General features: G+C 58.0%; 17 protein-coding genes. 12 read left to right on the top strand and 5 right to left on the bottom strand.

Annotation, left to right across the window (positions count from 1 at the left end; all coding sequences use genetic code 11):
* Positions 1 to 151: 151 nt before the first annotated feature.
* The 3 genes from sucD to KJA79_RS02145 all read left to right on the top strand — a co-directional run bounded on the left by sucD (position 152) and on the right by KJA79_RS02145 (position 3,781).
* Positions 152 to 1,024, top strand: coding sequence for a succinate--CoA ligase subunit alpha (sucD, locus tag KJA79_RS02155; protein WP_213040350.1), 873 nt, complete (start codon positions 152 to 154; stop codon positions 1,022 to 1,024).
* A gap of 135 nt (positions 1,025 to 1,159) precedes the next feature.
* A complete protein-coding gene (locus KJA79_RS02150) occupies positions 1,160 to 2,017 on the top strand; it encodes a metal-dependent hydrolase (protein ID WP_213040349.1) in 858 nt (285 codons plus the stop codon).
* A 129-nt stretch (positions 2,018 to 2,146) separates the two neighbouring features.
* On the top strand, positions 2,147 to 3,781 hold the full coding sequence (locus tag KJA79_RS02145; RefSeq protein WP_213040348.1) for a B12-binding domain-containing radical SAM protein: 1,635 nt from the start codon (positions 2,147 to 2,149) through the stop codon (positions 3,779 to 3,781).
* A gap of 359 nt (positions 3,782 to 4,140) precedes the next feature.
* On the opposite strand, the gene ahcY is transcribed toward KJA79_RS02145, so the two are convergent.
* A complete protein-coding gene (ahcY, locus tag KJA79_RS02140) occupies positions 4,141 to 5,397 on the bottom strand; it encodes an adenosylhomocysteinase (protein WP_213041347.1) in 1,257 nt (418 codons plus the stop codon).
* Between the two features lie 103 nt (positions 5,398 to 5,500).
* Positions 5,501 to 6,649 (bottom strand): methionine adenosyltransferase, encoded by a 1,149-nt coding sequence (gene metK, locus KJA79_RS02135; protein ID WP_213040347.1) that lies wholly within the window; start codon positions 6,647 to 6,649, stop codon positions 5,501 to 5,503.
* 398 nt (positions 6,650 to 7,047) lie between these two features.
* On the opposite strand from metK, the gene resB reads away from it, so the two are divergent.
* From resB to KJA79_RS02105, 6 genes are all read left to right on the top strand, one after another.
* Positions 7,048 to 8,484, top strand: a complete 1,437-nt coding sequence (gene resB / locus KJA79_RS02130; RefSeq protein WP_213040346.1) for a cytochrome c biogenesis protein ResB — start codon at positions 7,048 to 7,050, stop codon at positions 8,482 to 8,484.
* 77 nt (positions 8,485 to 8,561) lie between these two features.
* A complete protein-coding gene (gene ccsB, locus KJA79_RS02125; RefSeq protein WP_213040345.1) occupies positions 8,562 to 9,476 on the top strand; it encodes a c-type cytochrome biogenesis protein CcsB in 915 nt (304 codons plus the stop codon).
* Between the two features lie 3 nt (positions 9,477 to 9,479).
* Positions 9,480 to 10,103 carry a TlpA disulfide reductase family protein gene (locus KJA79_RS02120; protein WP_213040344.1) on the top strand — a complete coding sequence of 208 codons (624 nt, stop codon included), beginning with the start codon at positions 9,480 to 9,482 and terminating at the stop codon, positions 10,101 to 10,103.
* Complete coding sequence (locus KJA79_RS02115) at positions 10,100 to 10,681, top strand: TlpA disulfide reductase family protein (protein WP_246507368.1); 582 nt, start codon at positions 10,100 to 10,102, stop codon at positions 10,679 to 10,681. The genes KJA79_RS02120 and KJA79_RS02115 overlap by 4 nt, the downstream gene beginning before the upstream one ends.
* On the top strand, positions 10,674 to 11,420 hold the full coding sequence (locus tag KJA79_RS02110; protein ID WP_213040343.1) for a cytochrome c biogenesis CcdA family protein: 747 nt from the start codon (positions 10,674 to 10,676) through the stop codon (positions 11,418 to 11,420). Before KJA79_RS02115 ends, KJA79_RS02110 begins: the two co-directional genes overlap by 8 nt.
* A 115-nt stretch (positions 11,421 to 11,535) precedes the next feature.
* Entirely contained in the window at positions 11,536 to 12,744 is a 1,209-nt protein-coding gene (locus tag KJA79_RS02105; RefSeq protein WP_213040342.1) for a geranylgeranyl reductase family protein, read from the top strand.
* Between the two features lie 30 nt (positions 12,745 to 12,774).
* Here the strand turns inward: KJA79_RS02105 and KJA79_RS02100 are convergent, their stop codons facing one another.
* Complete coding sequence (locus tag KJA79_RS02100; RefSeq protein WP_213040341.1) at positions 12,775 to 13,695, bottom strand: outer membrane protein assembly factor BamD; 921 nt, start codon at positions 13,693 to 13,695, stop codon at positions 12,775 to 12,777.
* A 205-nt stretch (positions 13,696 to 13,900) separates the two neighbouring features.
* On the opposite strand from KJA79_RS02100, the gene KJA79_RS02095 reads away from it, so the two are divergent.
* From KJA79_RS02095 to KJA79_RS02085, 3 genes are all read left to right on the top strand, one after another.
* Positions 13,901 to 14,893: a 3-oxoacyl-ACP synthase III family protein gene (locus KJA79_RS02095; protein WP_213040340.1), complete on the top strand. Its 993-nt coding sequence runs from the start codon at positions 13,901 to 13,903 to the stop codon at positions 14,891 to 14,893.
* Positions 14,894 to 15,118: 225 nt separating this feature from the next.
* Positions 15,119 to 15,736 (top strand): DUF47 domain-containing protein, encoded by a 618-nt coding sequence (locus tag KJA79_RS02090; RefSeq protein WP_213040339.1) that lies wholly within the window; start codon positions 15,119 to 15,121, stop codon positions 15,734 to 15,736.
* Positions 15,737 to 15,799: 63 nt separating this feature from the next.
* The gene (locus KJA79_RS02085; RefSeq protein WP_213040338.1) at positions 15,800 to 16,792 is read left to right on the top strand and encodes an inorganic phosphate transporter; all 993 of its coding nucleotides are present in this window, start codon (positions 15,800 to 15,802) and stop codon (positions 16,790 to 16,792) included.
* Here the strand turns inward: KJA79_RS02085 and pnpS are convergent.
* The gene (gene pnpS / locus KJA79_RS02080) at positions 16,758 to 18,614 is read right to left on the bottom strand and encodes a two-component system histidine kinase PnpS (protein ID WP_213040337.1); all 1,857 of its coding nucleotides are present in this window, start codon (positions 18,612 to 18,614) and stop codon (positions 16,758 to 16,760) included. The genes KJA79_RS02085 and pnpS overlap by 35 nt on opposite strands.
* A complete protein-coding gene (locus tag KJA79_RS02075) occupies positions 18,611 to 19,327 on the bottom strand; it encodes a response regulator transcription factor (protein WP_213040336.1) in 717 nt (238 codons plus the stop codon). The genes pnpS and KJA79_RS02075 overlap by 4 nt, the downstream gene beginning before the upstream one ends.
* Positions 19,328 to 19,494 lie beyond the last annotated feature (167 nt).

Below are 19,494 nucleotides of genomic sequence, written 5' to 3'. Positions count from 1 at the left end.
GAATCCGGGTTGGATTCTTGCTCCCCACGCCTCGCGCGAATCGGCGGAAGCTCAGGTTAGACGCAACTAGGACAGCGTTCACCATGACGCAGGTCAGTGATTGTACGCCTGCCCGGTGCTCCGGGGGAGGCGGGAAAGAGAAGAGGATATCGTGAGCATCTTGGTCAATAAGAACACACGAGTGGTCGTGCAGGGGATCACGGGAAAGGAAGGCTCCTTCCACGCGACCCAGTGCAAGGCCTATGGAACCCAGGTGGTCGCCGGCGTGACACCCGGCAAAGCCGGTCAGGAAGTCGAGGGCATTCCTGTCTTCAATACCGTGCGTGATGCCGTGAAAAAGGCCGACTGTGACACCTCCCTTATTTTTGTGCCGCCCCCATTCTGCGCGGATGCAATCCTGGAAGCTGCGGATGCGGGGATCAAGCTCGTGATCTGCATCACCGAAGGGATTCCCGTCAACGATATGGTCAGGGTGAAGCGGGCGTTGCGCGGGCGCGATGTCAGGCTGGTCGGTCCAAATTGTCCTGGCGTCATCACGGTCGATGAGGCCAAAATTGGGATTATGCCGGGATTCATTCATAAGAAGGGTGTCGTCGGGGTGGTTTCCCGCAGTGGGACCCTCACGTATGAAGCCGTCCATCAGTTGTCGACCCTTGGGCTTGGAGAGACGACCTGCGTTGGCATCGGCGGTGACCCGGTCAATGGAACGGGCTTTGTGGATGTGTTGCCGCTATTTGAGAAGGATCCAGAAACGCAGGCCATCGTTATGATCGGCGAAATCGGTGGTGATGCGGAAGAGAAGGCGGCGGAATTTATCAAGAAGCAGGTCAAGAAGCCCGTCGTAAGTTTCATCGCGGGGATCACGGCCCCCCCTGGACGTCGAATGGGCCATGCTGGTGCGATTATTTCCGGTGGCAAGGGTACGGCGTCCGAAAAGATGAAGGCTCTCGAATCAGCAGGTGTGTGTGTGGTGAAAAATCCCGCAGAGATCGGCCATGCCGTGAAGACCGCGTTGGGGCGATAACCACAGTCTAAGACCGTATATGAACGGGGGCGCCGGGAGATCCGGCGCCCCCGTTGTATTTTCTGGGTTGAGTTTCGTGCTCAGCTTGGGCATGCTGCAACCCTGGGAAGGATCACCGAGCATCGTGGAGGGGCTATGAGGATTCGGGTTGTTACGGCACTGCTGGCGGTTGCATTGTGGGGTTCCTGGGCGGTGGCAGCTGAACGAGGCACGACCCTAACATGGCACGGGCACGCAGCATTTGAAGTCACCACGCCCAAGGGAAGGATCATTTTGATCGATCCATGGCTGCAGAACCCGCTGAATCCGCTGGTCAAGGACAAGCAAAATCCGCTAGACCGCATTGTGAAGGCGGATTACATTCTCATCACACATGGGCATTTCGATCATGTGGGCGATGCGGTGGCGATCGCCAAGAAAACCGGGGCGACTCTTGTGGCGAACTTCGAATTGGCTTCAACTCTGGCCAAGCTGCATGGGTACCCTAAGGAGCAAATCGGCTTTCCCACGTTTATGAATCCCGGTGGAGAAATTCGCATTGCCGACGGAGAGGTGCTCGTGGCGATGACGCCCGCAGTCCACTCGAGCGGTCTCGGCAATCCGTTCGCTAAGGAGCAGGAGTCGGATTTTGTCTATGGCGGGAATCCAGCTGGTTTCGTCCTGAAGATCCAGAATGGCCCGACGCTCTACCATTCCGGCGATACGGCCTACTTCAAGGATATGGACGTCATCGGCGAGCAATACACCCCCGACGTGGCGCTGCTGAATATCGGCGGGCATTTCGGGATGGAAGCGGACATGGCGGCCAGGGCGGCGGCCAGTGTCAAGGCTAAGTATGCGATAGCACATCATTACGGTACCTTTCCTGTGCTGACGCAGGATGCCCGAGGCTTCGGAGAAGCGGTGAAGAGTCGGCAGATCGGATTCCTGCCCATGCAACCCGGGGAAACCCTGATGTTCGAGGGGACTCAACCGCAGGTTCCACAACGCTGAATCCCGAGATTCGTTCTTTTCCCCTGTGGGCCAGTCGTGATAGGCTGCAGGCTCTGCGGGTTGCAATCGATCTGATAGGGTGTGCAGCTCGACGCTCATCCACCCCTTTCCCAGAATAGGGACGCTGACATGTTGGTGTTTCTGATACACGTTCGCGATCCCCAGTTTTACGCCTTGCCTGCCAAGACTCGGGCCAAGAACGGCCGAATTCGAGTCATGGGCTTTCCTCCGATCGGCATCATGTCGCTGTCTGCTGTGCTCAAACAGGCGGGGCATGAGTGTGTGATGTTCGATCAAGCCAACCCGGAAACCCCCAACGACGTGATCCTGGAACAGATCAAGCGGCGAAAACCGGCTCTCGTCGGCATGAGTTTCCTGAGCACAACGAGCTATCCCTACGCCAAGATCCTCGCCAGACAAATCCGCGTCGCAGATGCGCAGGTGAAGCTGGCTTTCGGGGGAGTGTTTGCCAGCCTGAACGCAGGGTTAGTGAAGCTCCAATGTCCTGAAGTTGATTTTGTCTGCCGTGGCGACGGGGAGCAGCTCCTGCTGGATCTACTCAAGAACATGGACGATCCCAGTGGCGTCGGAGGTGTGACCTGGGCAAAGGATGGGCGGGTGGTGAATAACCCCAACCGCCCTGTGGAACGTCATCTCGATCAGTGGGCGTTCCCTGATCGAGAAAGCCTTGAATTGGACTTCGTGGAATCAATGCCACTGGACGTGCCAGCGGTACTCTCCATGGAACGATTTACCACCATGCAGACCTCACGAGGCTGCCCCTGGCCCTGTGTGTTCTGCGATATCCCGATCTTCAACGAAGGGAAGTGGCGGGCCAGGAGTGCAGATCACGTGGTGGCCGAGCTGAAGCATTTGGAGGCCAACGGGTACGGGTCAGTGTACTTCGTCGACGACCATTTCCTGCTCCAGCCGAAACGGATCGAAGCCATCTGTAAGGGCGTCATTGAGGCCAAGCTCTCGATCCAGTGGGGAATCGAAGGACGGGTGGACTCGGTGGCCCAGCATCTGTTTCCCATTATGGCGCAGGCGCACTGCCGAACGGTGATGTTCGGAATCGAAAGCGGAAGCCAGAAGATTCTGGATCGTCTGCAGAAAGAGCAGACCCTGGAGGAAGTGGAGACGGCTGTCCGCAATGCGAAGAAGGCGGGAATCGAAATCGTCCATGGATTCTTCACCGTCGGAAATCCGGATGAGACCGTTGAGGACATGCAGAAAACCTTTGAGTTCGCGTCACGGCTGCCGTTGGACACGTTCGGCTTCAATCGGCTCTGTGTCTACCGCGGTACTCCCCTATGGCAGGAATATGTCAAACGAGGTTTAGTGAGTGATGCCAAGGACTGGTACAAGTACTTCAAATGTTCAGAAATCGATCCCACCTGCCTTGCCGGCGAAGTGATTAATCAAGTCCGTCAGGAAGGTTTGAAGAAGTTATTCCTCTACAAGCTGACCCGCTACCCCGTTCAAACCTTTAAGTTGCTGCGTCGATTCCTTCGATATATGCCGTTCCGCGACGTGGCCTATCTCATCATGAAGCCCTTCCTTGGGCAGAAGAAGGGGGCCACCAAGGCGGAGGTACTCTCTCGCGCCGTGGAGCATGCCGAGATGAAGGATGCCGCCGCTCAGCTCACACAACTGAGCGACGAGTTATTGCACAATGTGATGGAAGAATCCAAAGCTGAACGTCAACGGATTCAGCAGGAAGCGGAAGGTACGCGGGAACTGCCGATGGTGAATACTCGCTAACGGACGTTCGCTCAGTCAGCTGTTTGTGATTCGCCTACCCGTAAAACTGCCTTTGTCTTGCCTGAGCCGCGCGAGCCTCCTTCCTCAGGTTGACAGTGGCGTCATTCTGGAGTTCTGCCTAACGCCATCTTACTCCTCGCGGTTTCACCTCCTGGTTGCCGGCAGGACCTATGCGGCCTAGGGCGTGGTGCATCGCGGTGGTGCGATCCTCGAAAGAAAGCGCCTGTACAAGGAGACCTGCTGGTGGGGGATGCGTGGCGGAAATTGATCGAACGGGATTGTGGCGGTAATGGGTTGGTATTGCGAGAAAGGAACGGCCGGAGCCTCGATGCACGAAGCTCCGGCACGGATTGAGCCTGTTAGGTGCCCATTTCCCAGGAGGCCAAGTATTTGATCTGCTCTTTGGTAAGTTTATCGATCGACATTCCCATCCCCGCCAGTTTGAGACGGGCGATTTCCTTGTCGATTGCGCTGGGGACGGGATACACCTTCTTTTCGAGCTTCTTGTAATTCTTAACGATGTATTCCGCTCCGAGTGCTTGATTCGCAAAGCTCATGTCCATAACGCTGGACGGATGACCTTCCGCCGTCGCGAGGTTCACTAACCGACCCTCGCCGAGCAGGCTTACACGCCGCCCGTTCTTCAACGTGTACTGATCCACGCCGGTTCGCACAGTGAGTTTCTTTTTGCTGAGCTTTTCCAGGGCCGGGATGTCCAACTCTACGTTGAAGTGGCCGCTGTTGCAGACAATCGCGCCGTCCTTCATGGCCGCAAAGTGCTCACCACGGATCACATGAATGTTGCCAGTGACGGTGACGAAGAAGTCGCCGATTGCGGCAGCCTGTTCCATGGGCATGACGCGGTAGCCGTCCATGACCGCTTCCAATCCCTTCATGGGGTCCACTTCGGTGACGACGACATCGGCGCCCATGCCCTTCGCGCGCATCGCGATGCCCCGGCCGCACCATCCATAGCCGACGACGACAACCGTGGAGCCGCAGACCAAGCGATTCGTCGCCCGCACAATACCGTCCAAGGTGCTTTGACCAGTCCCGTAGCGATTGTCGAACATATGCTTCGTGTCAGCGTCGTTGACGGAGATGACCGGGAATTTGAGGACCTTCTTTTCGGCCATGCTGCGAAGCCGAATGACGCCTGTGGTGGTTTCCTCGGTGCCGCCGATTACGTTCTTGAGCAGATCCTTGCGCTTGGAGTGGAGGTGAGAGACGACATCGGCCCCGTCATCCATGGACAGATGCGGCTTATGGCCGATGGCGGATTCGATGTGGCGATAGTAGGTCTGGTTGTCTTCCCCCTTGATCGCAAACGTTGGAATGCCGTCGTGGCGGACCAGTGCGGCTGCGACGTCATCCTGGGTGCTCAGGGGGTTGGATGCGCAGAGGCGCACATCGGCGCCGCCGGCTTTCAGTGTCTTCATGAGATTAGCGGTTTCGGTGGTCACATGGAGGCAGGCGGTCACGCGAATCCCTTTCAACGGGCGCTCACGCTCAAATCGCTTGCGAATCAGTCGCAGAACCGGCATCGTGGCCTCGGCCCATTCAATCTTCAACTTGCCTTGATCAGCTAAGCCCATGTCTTTCACGTCGTAATCCACTGGTCCCTCCTCCTGTGTCATGTCTGTTGGGTGATCGTTGATTGCAGAAAAAAGGGGGCGGGCTTGTGACCCGCCCCCTTGACTGTGCAGGTGTGCCAGGATCTTAGAGTCCTGCATCCTTCCGCAGGGCTTTCGCCTTATCGGTTTTTTCCCACGTGAACTCCGGCTCATTGCGGCCGAAGTGTCCGTAGGCGGCAGTCTTCCTGAAGATCGGCCGGCGGAGCTTGAGATGGTCGATAATTCCACGCGGGGTCAGAGGGAAATGTTTCCGAACCAACTTGTCCAAGTTTTCGGGGGCGACGTTCTCCGTGTCTTTAGTATCGACCAGCACGGAGACGGGGTCGGCGACTCCGATCGCATAGGCCAGTTGGACTTCGCATTTAGAGGCTAGACCTGCGGCCACGATGTTTTTGGCAATGTAGCGGGCCATATAGGAGGCTGAGCGGTCCACCTTTGATGGATCTTTCCCGGAGAATGCGCCGCCGCCATGGCTGCCGTGGCCTCCGTAGGTATCGACAATAATCTTGCGGCCGGTTAGACCGGTGTCGCCCATCGGGCCGCCGACCACAAAACGACCGGTCGGGTTGATGTGATGTTTGACGCTGGTCGGGTCATACAGGCCCTTCGGCATGACCGGGCGAATCACGTGCTCCATCAGATCCTTTTCGATCTGCTTGTTGGTCACATCGGGACTATGCTGGGTGGATACGACGATGGTGTCGACTCGGAAGGGTTTGCCGTCCTTATATTCGACCGTGACTTGGGATTTGCCGTCTGGGCGAACCCATTTTAGAATTTTCTTCTTCCGCACTTCGGCCAGACGCTTGGTCAGCCGATGAGCTAACACGATCGGCATCGGCATGAGTTCCGCCGTTTCGTTGGTCGCATAGCCGAACATGAGCCCCTGATCTCCTGCGCCGCCGGAGTCCACCCCCATGGCGATATCGCCGGACTGTTGATGGATGGAAGTCAGGACAGAGCAGGTGTTGGAGTCGAAGCCCCATGAGGCATCGGTATACCCGACGTCCTTGATCACGTCACGGATGATATCGGGAATCTCGACATACGCTTTTGTGGAGATTTCTCCGGCAACGAAGGCGATACCGGTCGTCAGGATCGTCTCGCACGCGACCCGGGAAAGCTTGTCTTGGGCGATGATGGCATCGAGAATTCCGTCGGAAATTTGATCGGCAATCTTGTCCGGGTGCCCTTCGGTGACCGACTCTGACGTAAACAAATAGTTATGTCTCATTGTTCCCCCTGGAAGTGAAGTGATTCGAGGATGCGGCGGTTAGAGTTAGGCGGCACGATGACCGAACGTGGAAGCTTCTGCACGTGCACTGATACGACAACTCCGCAAAAAACTAAGGCAATAGTAGCCGACCGGAGGTTTTTTGTCCACCGTTCTATTGGATTTGATGCGGTGTTGCCCCACGCGTGCGGCTTGCTTGACAGCTCTTCAAGGCGACTTGTAAGATGGCTTACTTTTCGCGCGTTTGGAACATTTTCATCATAGACGCTCTGCCCCGGCACTCCCAACCTCGTGGTACCGGCCTGCATTGGCCGCAGGATCCCACACGCCGCTCGTCATTGAGTATGATGATGAGGGCTGTATGACGGCCAGGTCGAAGCAACGAGGCGTGTTGATTCATGAACGATAAATCCGACGCAGCATCTGATGTGAGTGCATCTCGGCCGTCCACTTCCGGACTGGGATGGGAAGAGTTTTCGCGCGAGGTGGTGGACTTTTTCGCCTCGATCAAGCTGGCGATGTTCCTGTTCATTGTCCTTGCCATGACGGCCACCATCGGCACTGTGATTCAGCAGGGTGAACGTCCGGAAACCTATGTGCAGGAGTACGGGGAAGAGGCCTATCGCTGGTTTCTCCGCCTGGGGTTTACGGATGTGTATCACACCTGGTGGTTTACCGGTCTGCTCGGTCTGCTGTGCGTCAATTCCCTCACCTGTTTCTATAAACGGTTTCCCAGCGTCTGGCGCTCGATGCGTCACGATAAAGTCAGTGTCTCGCTGTCGTTTATCCAGGGGATGAAGCAGCAGACCACCCTCGCGCTCAGTCAACCCAAAGAAACCGTTGCCGAGGGCCTCGTGAGGCTTTTTGCTGAAAAGGGCTACCGAGTACTAGCGAAAAGTGATCCCGGGGAAGTCACCGTCTATGCGACCAAAGGCATCATGGGTCGGATCGGGGCGCATGTCGCCCATTTGAGCGCGACTGTGATCGTGTTGGGGGGGCTACTTGGTAGTTATTATGGATTCCAGGAGTTTGGGGTCTGTCTCGAGGGGCAGACCTATCACATCCCGCGTGGCAACTTTGATCTCCGTGTCGATAAGTTCTGGATCGACTACCATGAAAACGGTTCGGTGAAGTCCTACAACAGCACCTTGACGGTCATCGATCAGGGAACGCCGACCATGACGAAGACCATTACCGTCAATGATCCGTTGGTATACAAAGGGATTTGGTTTTACCAGTCCAGCTATGGGGATGCGTGGGATCAGATCGAGGCGGCTCGAATCAATATCAAGGAGAAGGCGAGCGACAAAATCCTCGCGACGGTCGACCTTGAGTGGAACAAGGAAAAGGCCGTCGACGGACTTCCCTTAAAGATGAAAATGACCGATTTCGTGGCAGATTTCGCGTTTAACTCAACCGAGAAAAAGGTCTTCTCTAAGACTGCCGAACATGCCAATCCTGCGATTCGGCTGGCGGTTGATGAGCGCAGCTCCGTACAATCCACGCCCTGGGTGTTCTATCATTACCCGGATCTGTTCGAGATCAAGGACTCCGCGTATCAGTTCGAATTTATCGGGTATCAGCCCAAGAAGTTCACCGGATTGCAGATTGCCAGGAATCCCGGCATCAACATGGTATGGATTGGGTGTACGATGTTGGTGGTGGGCATGACCTTGTCGTCGCTGATCTATCACCGGCGACTGTGGGCGAAAATTATCCCCGGCGAGTCCGGGGTGACGCTGCACCTCGGGGGCACGACGCATAAGAGCCAAATCGATTTTCAAAAAGAGTTCAAGAAACTGACGGATAAGATTCAAGCAAAAACCTCATCCTGAAGACCGATGCAGTGCCGCCCGAAGGGAGCTTCTTTGGCGTCGGGTTGCACGCGACGATATGAGAGACGGAGGCCCGTATGATGCGATCGTTGTTTCTCTTCGATATGACATTTTGGCTCTACCTGGCCGCACTGGGTTTATATGTGGCGTATCTCTTCGCAAAACGTCCCGCCATGCAAATGGCTCCGGCAGGACACCCGATCGACAACCTTGAAGATCGTGACGGTGCCTGGGCCACCCAATTGGGACAAGTCGCCACGTTGGTCACTGTGTTCGGATGGGTGTTGAATACCCTCGCATTGACCACTCGCGCGTTCGAGCGAATGGAACATTCCGGGACCTTTGCCCCGTGGTCGAATCAATTCGAGGCGATGGCCTACGTATCCTGGGCCATTATTCTAGGATACGTGCTTCTGGAGTTTCGCTACAGGATCAAGGCGGTCGGCGCGTTTGTGGTGGGGATCGGGTTCATCGCCATGGGAGCGGCTTCGCTGTTGCCCTATCGGTATCAAACCGCCGAGCCGCTCGTGCCGGCCTTGAACAGTTATTGGATCTACATTCATGTCTCCGTCACCTTGACCAGCTACGCGGCCTTTGCCATGGCTGGTGGCTTGGGTCTGATGTATCTGTTCAAGGAGCGAGCGGTGAATCGGGGGATCCAGTCCCGATTCTACGCGGCCTTTCCAGATCTCGAAACTATCGATGAGCTTGGGTACAAGGCGATCATGCTTGGGTTCCCGCTCCTGGCGTTCGGGATCATTCTAGGGGCGATGTGGGCGAACTATGCATGGGGTGGATATTGGAGTTGGGACCCGAAGGAAACCTGGTCATTGATCGTATGGCTCATCTATGGTGCCTACATTCATGCCCGTATGACGAGGGGCTGGGAAGGGCATAAGGCTGCCATCTATGCGATCTTCGGATTCCTGATGGTGATTTTCTGTTTCTGGGGAGTCAACTTTTTGCTCTCCGGTCTACATGCGTACGCGTAGACCATGACGGATCAGATCAATCAGACATCTGCCGGCGCTGCGGCGCGAAGGGGACCTAATCGAACGGTCGTCGTGCTGGTTGCCGCCGCCATTCTCGGGGTGATGTTTCTGGTCGTGTGGCTGCAGAGTTCGAAGTACGAACCCCTCGTCGTCGGTAAGCAGGCGCCGGACTTTCAGCTCCCCGACTTGAACGATAAGCCATTGCGCTTGTCGGACTACCGGGGAAAGGTCGTCTTCTTGAATTTCTGGGCGACGTGGTGCAAGCCCTGCCGCGAAGAAATGCCCTCCATGGAAGTGTTGTACAAGAACTTTGAGAAGGATGGATTGGTGATCCTTGCCGTCAGCATTGATCGGGTCACCACTAAAAAGGAGATCCCGCCCTTCGTCAAAGGGCTGAATCTCACCTTCCCGGTTCTGGTCGATTCCTGGGGACAGACGGATAAGCGGTACAAGTTGATGGGGGTCCCCGAGACCTACATTATCGATCAGCAAGGCGTGTTGCGTGAAAAGGTGATTGGGCCTCGAGATTGGACGCGTCTGGACAATCTCAAGGTGCTCACTCAACTGTTAAAGCCTGCGGAAAAGGCGGCCAGTTCACCCGCCCCTCAGGTGGCGCCGGCCTCGTGAGTGTGACGATGAAGCGCTGGACCGTATGCTCCATGGTCGGAGTGGGGTTGGTGATTGGCGGAGCCATTCTTGGCGACGCTCGGGGAGAGTCCTCCCCCGCGAACCCATCGTTCGTCCCGGTGGCCAATCGTGCCCCTCAGGTCGATGATGAGGCGCCGAATTTTCTGCTCAAGGATTCCCAGGGCTTCAACGTCACCCTCGATCAGTTTCGCGGCAAAGTCGTGCTCCTCAATTTCTGGGCAACCTGGTGCGGCCCCTGTAAAATCGAGATGCCGGCGATGGAGCGATTGTATCGATCGTTCAGCCGCAAGGAGTTCGAGATCCTGGCGGTTTCAACTGATGCTCAGGGAACGGCGGTCACTCGTCCGTTTCAGCAAGAAGTCGGGTTTACCTTTCCCGTGCTGCATGACGCCGATTTCAGGATCGGCCTCCAGTACGGTGCACGCCAGTTGCCGATGACCTTCCTGATTGATCGTAAGGGTATCATCCGCAACCGCATTCCCGGCGCCCGCGACTGGAGTGCGCCGGCAGGGAAGCGCCTAGTCGAAGCCCTGTTACAGGAGCCTTCGCGTGAGTGACTCGATGCAGTCGATCTCATTGGTGGCCGCGTTTTCTGCCGGCTTGTTGTCGTTCGTGTCCCCCTGTGTGTTGCCCCTCGTGCCCTCCTACATTTCCTATATTACCGGGCTATCGATTGAACAATTGACCGATGTCTCGGAGCGAAGCCGATTCCGCAAGGCGATTGTCCTCAATTCCCTCCTGTTTATTGCAGGATTCTCGGCCGTGTTTGTGGCATTCGGAGCTTCGGCAAGCCTGTTGGGTCAGGCCTTGATCACCTACCAGGAGCATCTGCGACGATTCGGGGGAATCGTGGTGATCGTGTTCGGTCTCTATTTGCTGGGCGTGTTGAATCTCAATTTTCTGAAGATGGAGCATCGATACCAGTTCCGAAACCGGCCGGCCGGGTTTCTGGGCTCGTTCCTGATAGGCGTCGCGTTTGCGGCGGGATGGACACCCTGTGTGGGACCTGTCTTGGGAACCATTCTCCTGTACGCCAGCACGACTGAATCCATGTTCAGTGGCATCATCTTGCTCACCTGTTATTCGTTGGGGTTGGCCCTGCCGTTGTTCCTCACCGCGCTGGGCGTCGATCGATTCCTGAGTTACTTCAAGGAAGTGCGAGCCTATCTCTGGGGCGTCTCAACCGTCAGCGGGGTATTACTCATCGTTGTAGGCGTGATGATTTATGCCAATTCGCTGACCATGATCACGAGCTTTCTCGAGCGATACGGGATCGGCTGGTATCTCGGGCAATAACGCGGAACACTGGTTCTTCCCGTCGGTCTCTCTTCGAACATTCCCGTCGCATTACAGGCTCCCCTTGGGTCCGGCAAGGCTGAGAGCGGGACGTTCCACAATCGGAATACAGCAGATGACTGGTCGCCAAGGGCGCACAACCTACGATGTGATCATCGTCGGCATGGGGCCGGCGGGAGCGAGCGCTGCGGCGGCTCTCAGCCGGGGAGGCCTGGCGGTGCTGGGTTTGGACAAGGACACCCACCCGCGCTACAAAGTTTGCGGCGGCGGCCTGTCGGCGCGTATCGAGCAGCTGCTGGAGCCTGGGTTCCGGTCTGTCGTTGAACAGACCATCAAGGGCGTGCAGTTTGTTCATCGGGGACGGGACCCGTTGCTTATCGAATCGTCCGAGGCCATCGCCTACATGGTCATGCGAGATCGGTTCGATCACTATCTGGTGCAACAGGCGATTCACGCGGGGACCGATATCCGCACCGGTGACAGTGTGGAGGGGATCACGCAGGACTCCACTGGCGTAGAGGTTCTCACGGGGCAACGACGATTTCGCGCACATGTGGTGATCGGTGCGGACGGGGCGAATAGCCTCGTTGCACGACAACTTTTTCCGAATCGCTCTCAGTATCGGGCCCCCGCGCTTGAAAGTGAGGTGCAGATCGGTGAGGGGCGACATTTCCCTGGCTCCACGACGATCCTTGTGGATGTGGGGGCGGCCCGGCAGGGCTACGGATGGATTTTCCCCAAACGAGAGTGTCTCTCGGTGGGAGTGGGGGAGTTTCGTCGGAAAGCGACGAATCTGCGAGCGACCTTCGAACGCTTCGTGAAAGAGGAGCGAGGTCTCAGTGGGTGGGAAGTCCCGCGCCCGGTTGGGCATCCAATCCCTGCCTATTCAGAGGCGGAGAGAAACCAAAGATCGGAAGGGTGCTCCACCTTTGTCAACGGGCGCGCGGCGCTGATCGGAGATGCGGGGCATTTGGTCGATCCCTTGTTCGGGGAGGGAATCTACTACGCAGTCCGGTCCGGGCAGATGGTGGCTCGGGCGATTCTAGCGGATAAGCAGGTGTGCGCAGAATCGTTGCTCGCCTATGAGGCCGCGCTTGAGCGGGAGATTCTCCCAGACTTTCGAGTCACGGGTCGTATTGCGAGCGTCGTCTATGCCTTCCCCCGCCTGGCCTTTAAGCTGCTGCGTCGGTATCAAGAGGTGGTACAGGCCTATTTCAGGGTGTTGCAGGGGCACACGACGGCCGCACAGTTTCTGCCCGACGCGAAACAGCGTCTGAAGGCATCCGTCAATGACCTTCTCCTCGAGGCTTTACAGATGCGATAAGCCGGGGGGGGAGAGCAGACCTGCCTCGTCTCAACACCATGCGCCGAGCCGGCACGCGACAAACGGTTGCCGAAGGGACACACCCGGTGAGGTCTTGAGGTCGGGAATGCTCGGGGATGTGGGCGTGGAAAGACCCGCCGCTGTGAAGGAACTAGCTATCAAGGAGTTGGTCGGCCCGTTCTGCGTGGGTTGGGACTCATTGTTCGCTGCGACTAGAGGGGCTGGCGGAGAGACCTGTTTCTCCAATTTAGCCAGCAATCGACGGCCGCTCTCAGCTACGTCACTAGTGGGATACTTTTCGGCCAGGAGTTGGAGTTTTTCCGTGGCCCAGTCGTTTGCGCCGAGTTCCTGGTAGGTCATCGCGAGGTAATAGAGGGCTTCCGGAGCCACCTTCTTGTCCGGATAGTCCTTCATAATCATGTCAAAGCGATGCGCTGCCGCGAGATAGGACGAGCGGCGATAATAGAATTGGCCGACGAACAGGTGTGTCTGCGCAAGCCAATCATGGCAGTCCGCCAGGCGCTGGAGAGCCTGGGCTTCATACTTGCTGCCGGGGAATTCCTTCCGCAACTTCTCGAACGCCGCAATCGCTTTTTGGATCGGATCTGGATCCCGGTCGATCGATTTGCCCATCCGGAGATGGCTTTCAGCTAAACGGAACTGCGCATAGACAGCCAGAGGGTGGACGCGATGGAGCTCCAGGAAATGCTGGTATTCGACGATCGCCTCAGCAAACTCTTCCTTCTCAAAAAAGGCCTCGCCACGCTTCATGATGACATTGGGATCGTAGTTCTTCTCGATCGTGTCGCCGAGGAAGATCTGCTCGTCCGTGCCGCTGACGGCTTTGGCATCGGCTGTCGGTTTCGGTTTGCTGGAGCATCCGCCTGCGATGCAGAGCAGCCCCACGATCACGGCCATGTGCACACACAAACCCCTTGAATGCCAGAGCATCCAGCGACTCCTTACGGCTGAGGATACAGATGGGAAATGGAGCGTAACTACACAATTTTTCTAGCAGATCATGGGATGAAAAGCAACGAATTCTCATAGCGGAGGTTGACCCTCCCTGAGCCGGGTCCTATAATCGCGCCGCGCCTCCAAGAGGGGGCGGAAGGGTGTGGGTGACGATTGCCTAGAATACTCCGGTAGGAACTCCGTGAAGCGCAGTCGTATTGTCGGAACTGGTTCATTCGTGCCTCCTCGGGTTGTCGGCAACGAAGAGGTTGGGGGACCGCTCGGGTTAGATTCTGGACAGATTTTGGCCCTGACCGGAATTCGGACCAGACATTGGGCGGAGCCGGGACAGGCCTCCTCGGATTTGGCGATCGCCGCGGGGCAACGTGCCTGTGAGGCAGCGGGTCTTCCGCCCAAGTCGCTGGACGCCATTCTCGTGTCAACCACCTCCCCGGACAGCGCCTTTCCCTCTACGGCCTGTCATGTGCAACGCGCTCTGGGGACCGGTCCGCTGATGGCGGTAGACCTGTCGGCGTCCTGCTCAGGTTTTCTCTATGGGCTGTCGATGGCCGATGTGCTGATCCGAAGCGGCCAGATCCGTTCCTGCCTGGTGGTTGCCGCCGAAGTGAAGTCGAGTTCGCTTGATGCGACGGATCGGGAAACGGCCCTCTTGTTCGGAGATGGAGCCGGCGCCGTGGTGGTCGTGGGGGAAGAATCGACCGCATCCAACGCGGCTGGAGTTTTGGGCCTACGACTTTATGCTGAAGGGGCTGGGCATGGACTCATCACCATTCCAGCAGGAGGTTCGCGGCAGCCGGGAGGAGTCGAGTCCGTCCGTGCGAAGGAGCACTTTCTGCGGATGCGGGGCAGTGCGGTCTTTCGTGCGGCGGTGCGCCACCTGGAACGGGCGGTGCTGGAGCTGTTCACAGAATTTGGCCTCAGAGCAGGGGATGTGAATCGCGTGATTGCCCATCAGGCGAATGCCCGAATTTTGGAGCAACTTCGCCGCCGTCTCGGGTTGTCGCAGGACGTGATGTATTCGGTGATCGAACAGTACGGCAACACCTCTTCGGCCTCCCTCCCGATCGCATTGGATCAGGCCGTGCGTACGCAGCGAGTTGCGGCAGGAGATCTCGTGTTGTTCGGCGCGTTCGGCGGGGGCTTAACGTGGGCCACAGGACTGGTCCGGTGGTGACCTCCGGTGACCGACCCACTGATGGTGCAGTCGGGAGCATGCGCGGCACGGTGATCGTCAAGTAGCGCGAGGCGAAAACTGTGGTGAGTGCGGGTGGGCTCCGATGGCCATCCGGTGCGCCCACAGTCGGCGCATGCTCGTGTCGCATCGTGCTGCCGAAAGTCTTGCAGGTGCCGTGGAGCCAGGGGCCGTAGCCCCGTTCAACGGCCCGCTAGAAAGGACCTTATGTTTGGGCTCATACCGCGGGAAGAAGCGTTTTTCGATTTGTTCAAGAATGCCGCCCACAACATGATCGAAGGCAGTCGCCTGCTGAAAGACATGACGGAAGATTTCCGAAATCCAGTTGAGAAGGCAAAGCGCATCAAAGACGTTGAACATGTCGGCGACGGTATCACGCACGAAATTGCCAGGAAGCTCAACCAGACCTTCATCACGCCGATCGACCGGGAAGACATTCATGATTTAGCCAGCGCGCTGGACGATATCCTGGATGTGGTCGAGGCGATTGCCGATCGATTCGTGTTGTACAAGGTGGTGGCGCCTACGGAGGCGGCGATTCGGTTGGCAAACGTGCTGTATCAGGCGGCGGTCGAAGTCGGTGCCACAGTCGATTTGCTCGGCAAGTCGCATCAAGCGGTCACGGAATGCAGTGTGCGGGTCAATAGCCTGGAGAATGAAGCCGACCGGATCTCGCGCGACGCCATCTCGGCGTTATTCGAGAAGGAAACGGATCCGATCGCCGTCATCAAATGGAAAGAGATCTACGAAAATTTTGAAGCGGGGACCGATCGCTGTGAAGATGTCGCCAACATTCTGGAGCGCATCGCATTGAAACACACGTGAGCGCCTCCCAAGCCTTCTTCGGTACACACCCCAATCACTATGCGCGGGTAGAAAGCGGCAGTCATGGCTGAACTGAGCGGACTATTGTTGGTGGTCGTGGTCCTGGCGTTGCTCTTCGATTTTTCCAATGGATGGCACGACAGCGCCAATGCCATTGCGACGGTAGTCTCAACCCGCGTGGTGAGTCCGTCGACCGCGGTCCTCGTGGCCGGTGGGCTCAACGTGGCCGGCGCGTTTATGTCGACGGCGGTGGCCAAGATGGTCGGGACAGGCATCGTCGATCCCCAGTCGGTCACCCAGACTGTGGTGGCCTCGGCGTTGGCCGGTGCCATCATCTGGAATTTTCTCACGTTGTTATTGGGCTTGCCGACCAGTTCGTCGCATGCGCTCATCGGCGGCTTGGTCGGTGCGGCGCTGACGCATGGCGGCATGGCTGCCGTCAAGTTTTCAGGCTTACGCTCGGTGCTGGAGGCGATGATCCTGTCGCCCTTTTTCGGGTTTGCCATCGGGCTGGTGTTGATGGCGATCTTGAGTTGGATCTTTTTCCGGGTGCAGCGGGCCGTCGCCCTGCGCTTGTTTTCGCGTATGCAGCTGATCTCTGCGAGCTTTATGGCGTTCAGCCATGGGGCGAATGATGCGCAGAAGGCCATGGGGATCATCACGTTGGCACTTGTGTCGGCCGGGGCCATCCCGACCGCAGAAGTCCCGACCTGGGTGATTGGGTCCTGTGCCATTGCGATGGGTCTTGGCACCGCGGTGGGCGGATGGCGAATCGTGCGGACCCTGGGCATGCGGATCGTCAAACTGGAACCGGTTCACGGGTTCGCGGCAGAGACCGGCGCGGCGATCGTGCTGATGGCGACGGCCCACATTGGTCTTCCGGTCAGTACGACTCACACCATCACATCGACGGTGATGGGCGTCGGGGCGGTGAAGCGGCTTTCGGCGGTGCGGTGGGGGGTGACGAGGCGGATCTTGTCTGCCTGGTTGTTCACGTTGCCGGGGGCGGCGCTGCTCTCGACTATTTGTTATCTGCTCCTATCGAAACTGGCGTAGGAAGTCCCTCGGCGACGGGGAGATGCACGACAAAGCGGCTGCCCCTCGGGACATTACCTTCCACCCACACCAAGCCGCTATGAGCTTCCACAATATGTTTCACGATGGCGAGTCCCAAGCCGGTTCCGCCGAGTTCGCGGGAGCGGGCTTTATCGACCCGGTAGAACCGCTCAAACACCCGCGGGCGATCCGCGTCGGGAATGCCGATGCCTGAATCGGCTATGACGACCTCGATCATGGCACGTGAGGCGCCAGGCCGTCCCGGCACCCGGCGTATGGTCATCGAAATCCGGCCGTGATCCGGCGTGTACTTCACGGCATTTTCCAGCAGGTTGATGAACACTTGGACCAGGCGCTCCTCGTCACCCTCTACCACCATGTAGTCGTCGGGCAGCGTCAGCTCGATGTGGTGCTGCTTTTTGTCGGCCAGGGGCTTGATCACCGCGATCGTGCGTTCCAGTAGGGCGCGTAGCTCAACCGGCTCACGGCGGAACAGCACCTGGCCTGATTCGATCTGTGACAATTGCAGTAGGTCATCCAGAATCAGATTGAGGCGATTGCTTTGTCGCATGATGATTTCGAGGAAGGCTGTGGCTGTCCCAGGGTCATCCTTGCCCCCGTCCAGCAGGGCTTCCACATAGCCTTTGATCGATGTGAGCGGTGTGCGAAGCTCGTGGGACACGTTCGCGACGAAATCCTTGCGGATTTTTTCCAGCCGTCGCAGTTCCGTGATGTCGTGAAACACGAAAACCGCACAGGCCTCCTGTTCGCGATTGCCGCCCGCGATCGAGGCCTCCACCCGCAGGCAGCGGCCGCTGGGTGAGAGGGTGATTTCCCCTCCCTGCCCGGAGCGAGTCTCGAGCACCGCGGACACGAGCGCGGTCAGGCCCTCATGACGGATCACTTCGGCATAGTGACGGCCTCGCGACTCCGTCAGTTCGAGGGCGAACATGCGCTCCAACGCCGGATTCACCTGGACGACGGTGCCCCGGTAATCCAGCACCATGACACCCTCGACCATGGCGATCAGCATGGCCAGAAGCTGTGCGCGATCGTCGGATACCTCCTTGATTTTCGTCTCTAATTGATCGGTCATCTGGTTCAGGGTTTGGGCCAGCAATCCCACCTCGTCCGTCGAGGCGACGACCAACCGGATTCCAGGCGCGCCCTCGGCCAGTTGCCGGGCGGCCGCGGCCATTTCAGAGAGCGGTTTCGTGAGATTGCGAGAGACCCAGAGACTCAGCAGCATGGCCAGCAGAAAAGCTGCGCCGAAGGCCGTCAACAGATCCTGCTGGATGTGGCGGACACGCTCGTCGATCGAGGTCAGAGGAAGGCCGAGGCGGATGACCGGAGTGCCGGAGTGTCGTTGCGCGGGGTCTGTCAGCAGGCGAGCGACGTAATAGGTGCGCTCGCCGGTCGTCTGGCTGGCTCTGATATCCATGCCGCGCCCTGAGGCCAGTGCATGGGCCACTTCAGGCCGGGAGAGGTGGTTGTCGACGTGCGCAAGTCCGTCTGCGGGAACGGCGCTATCGGACAAGACCGTGCCATCCTGCCGGATGATGGTAATACGGAGATGAGCCTGTTGGCTCAATTCACGGATCGTGGCATGGAGCTGGGAGGGCGGCACGGTGGGGCCGGACTGATCGAACAGCGGCCGGAGTGTTATCGCGGCCAAGCCGCTGCGAGTCTCCAGCATCTCGGCCAGGCGCCCGAGTTCGGTCTGCTCCACGGAACGGATGACCAGCCATCCCGCGACCACGAGGCCGACGAGAACGGCGGCGAGTGTGCCCAGGGCGACTTTCCACCGGATGCCGAGGTTCATGCAGGGAGGTCGGTTTCGCGCAATTTGTAGCCGAGTGATTTGATCGACACGATGGCGTCATCCAGGATCGGGAGTTTCTGTTTCAGCCGTCGCACGTGAACGTCCACCGTCCGTGTCGTCCCGTAATAGTCGTATCCCCAGACGGCGCTGAGCAGCACGTCACGAGTCAACACCCGTCCCACGTTGCGCAACAGGTGCTCCAGCAGGCCGAACTCTTTCGCCGTGAGGGTGACCTCTTCGCCCTTCAGCTTGACCTCATGGCGAGAAAGGTCCACCGTCAGTGGACCATATTGATATTGCGTCTGAGGGCTGTTCGCATGGCGGTCCAATCGCCGGAGCAGGGCTTTCACCCGCGCCACCAGCGCCTTGGGGCTGAAGGGTTTGGTGACGTAATCGTCGGCTCCCAGCTCCAGCCCGATCACTGTGTCGGACTCCTCAGCCTTGGCGGTCAGCATCAGGATGGGCAGGAGTGTCGTCTCCTGATTCAGGCGGATTCGTTTGCACACTTCCAAGCCGTCCAACTCGGGGAGCATGAGGTCCAGAATGACCAGATCCGGGTGTTCGGCTTTCACTTGGCGCAACCCCTCTGTGCCGGTCATGGCGGAGACCGTCCGGAAACCCTCTTTCTCCAGATATAGTTTGACGAGCTGGAGAATGTCCTTTTCGTCTTCGACGATCAGGATTTTTTTGTGCGTGCTGGTAGGCAGTGCCATGTGCGGGATTCTCCCACAATCCTCCGGTGGCCTCAACAGGGTCTTCCATGATGGGAATGGTCCGTTGGTTGACGGCAGGGGCGGGTCTGACGTAAGGTGACTCGTGTCGTGTGACGCTTACGGTCCTGGAGTGCCGAGCGCGCCATCGTGAGTCTGAAGGGGATACA

Origin of the sequence: Nitrospira defluvii (assembly GCF_905220995.1) — a bacterium.
In the GTDB taxonomy this organism is placed as follows: Bacteria; Nitrospirota; Nitrospiria; order Nitrospirales; family Nitrospiraceae; genus Nitrospira_A; species Nitrospira_A defluvii_C.
Note: the sequence above shows the minus strand (reverse complement) of the source record. Positions and strands in the feature narration are given on the sequence as shown.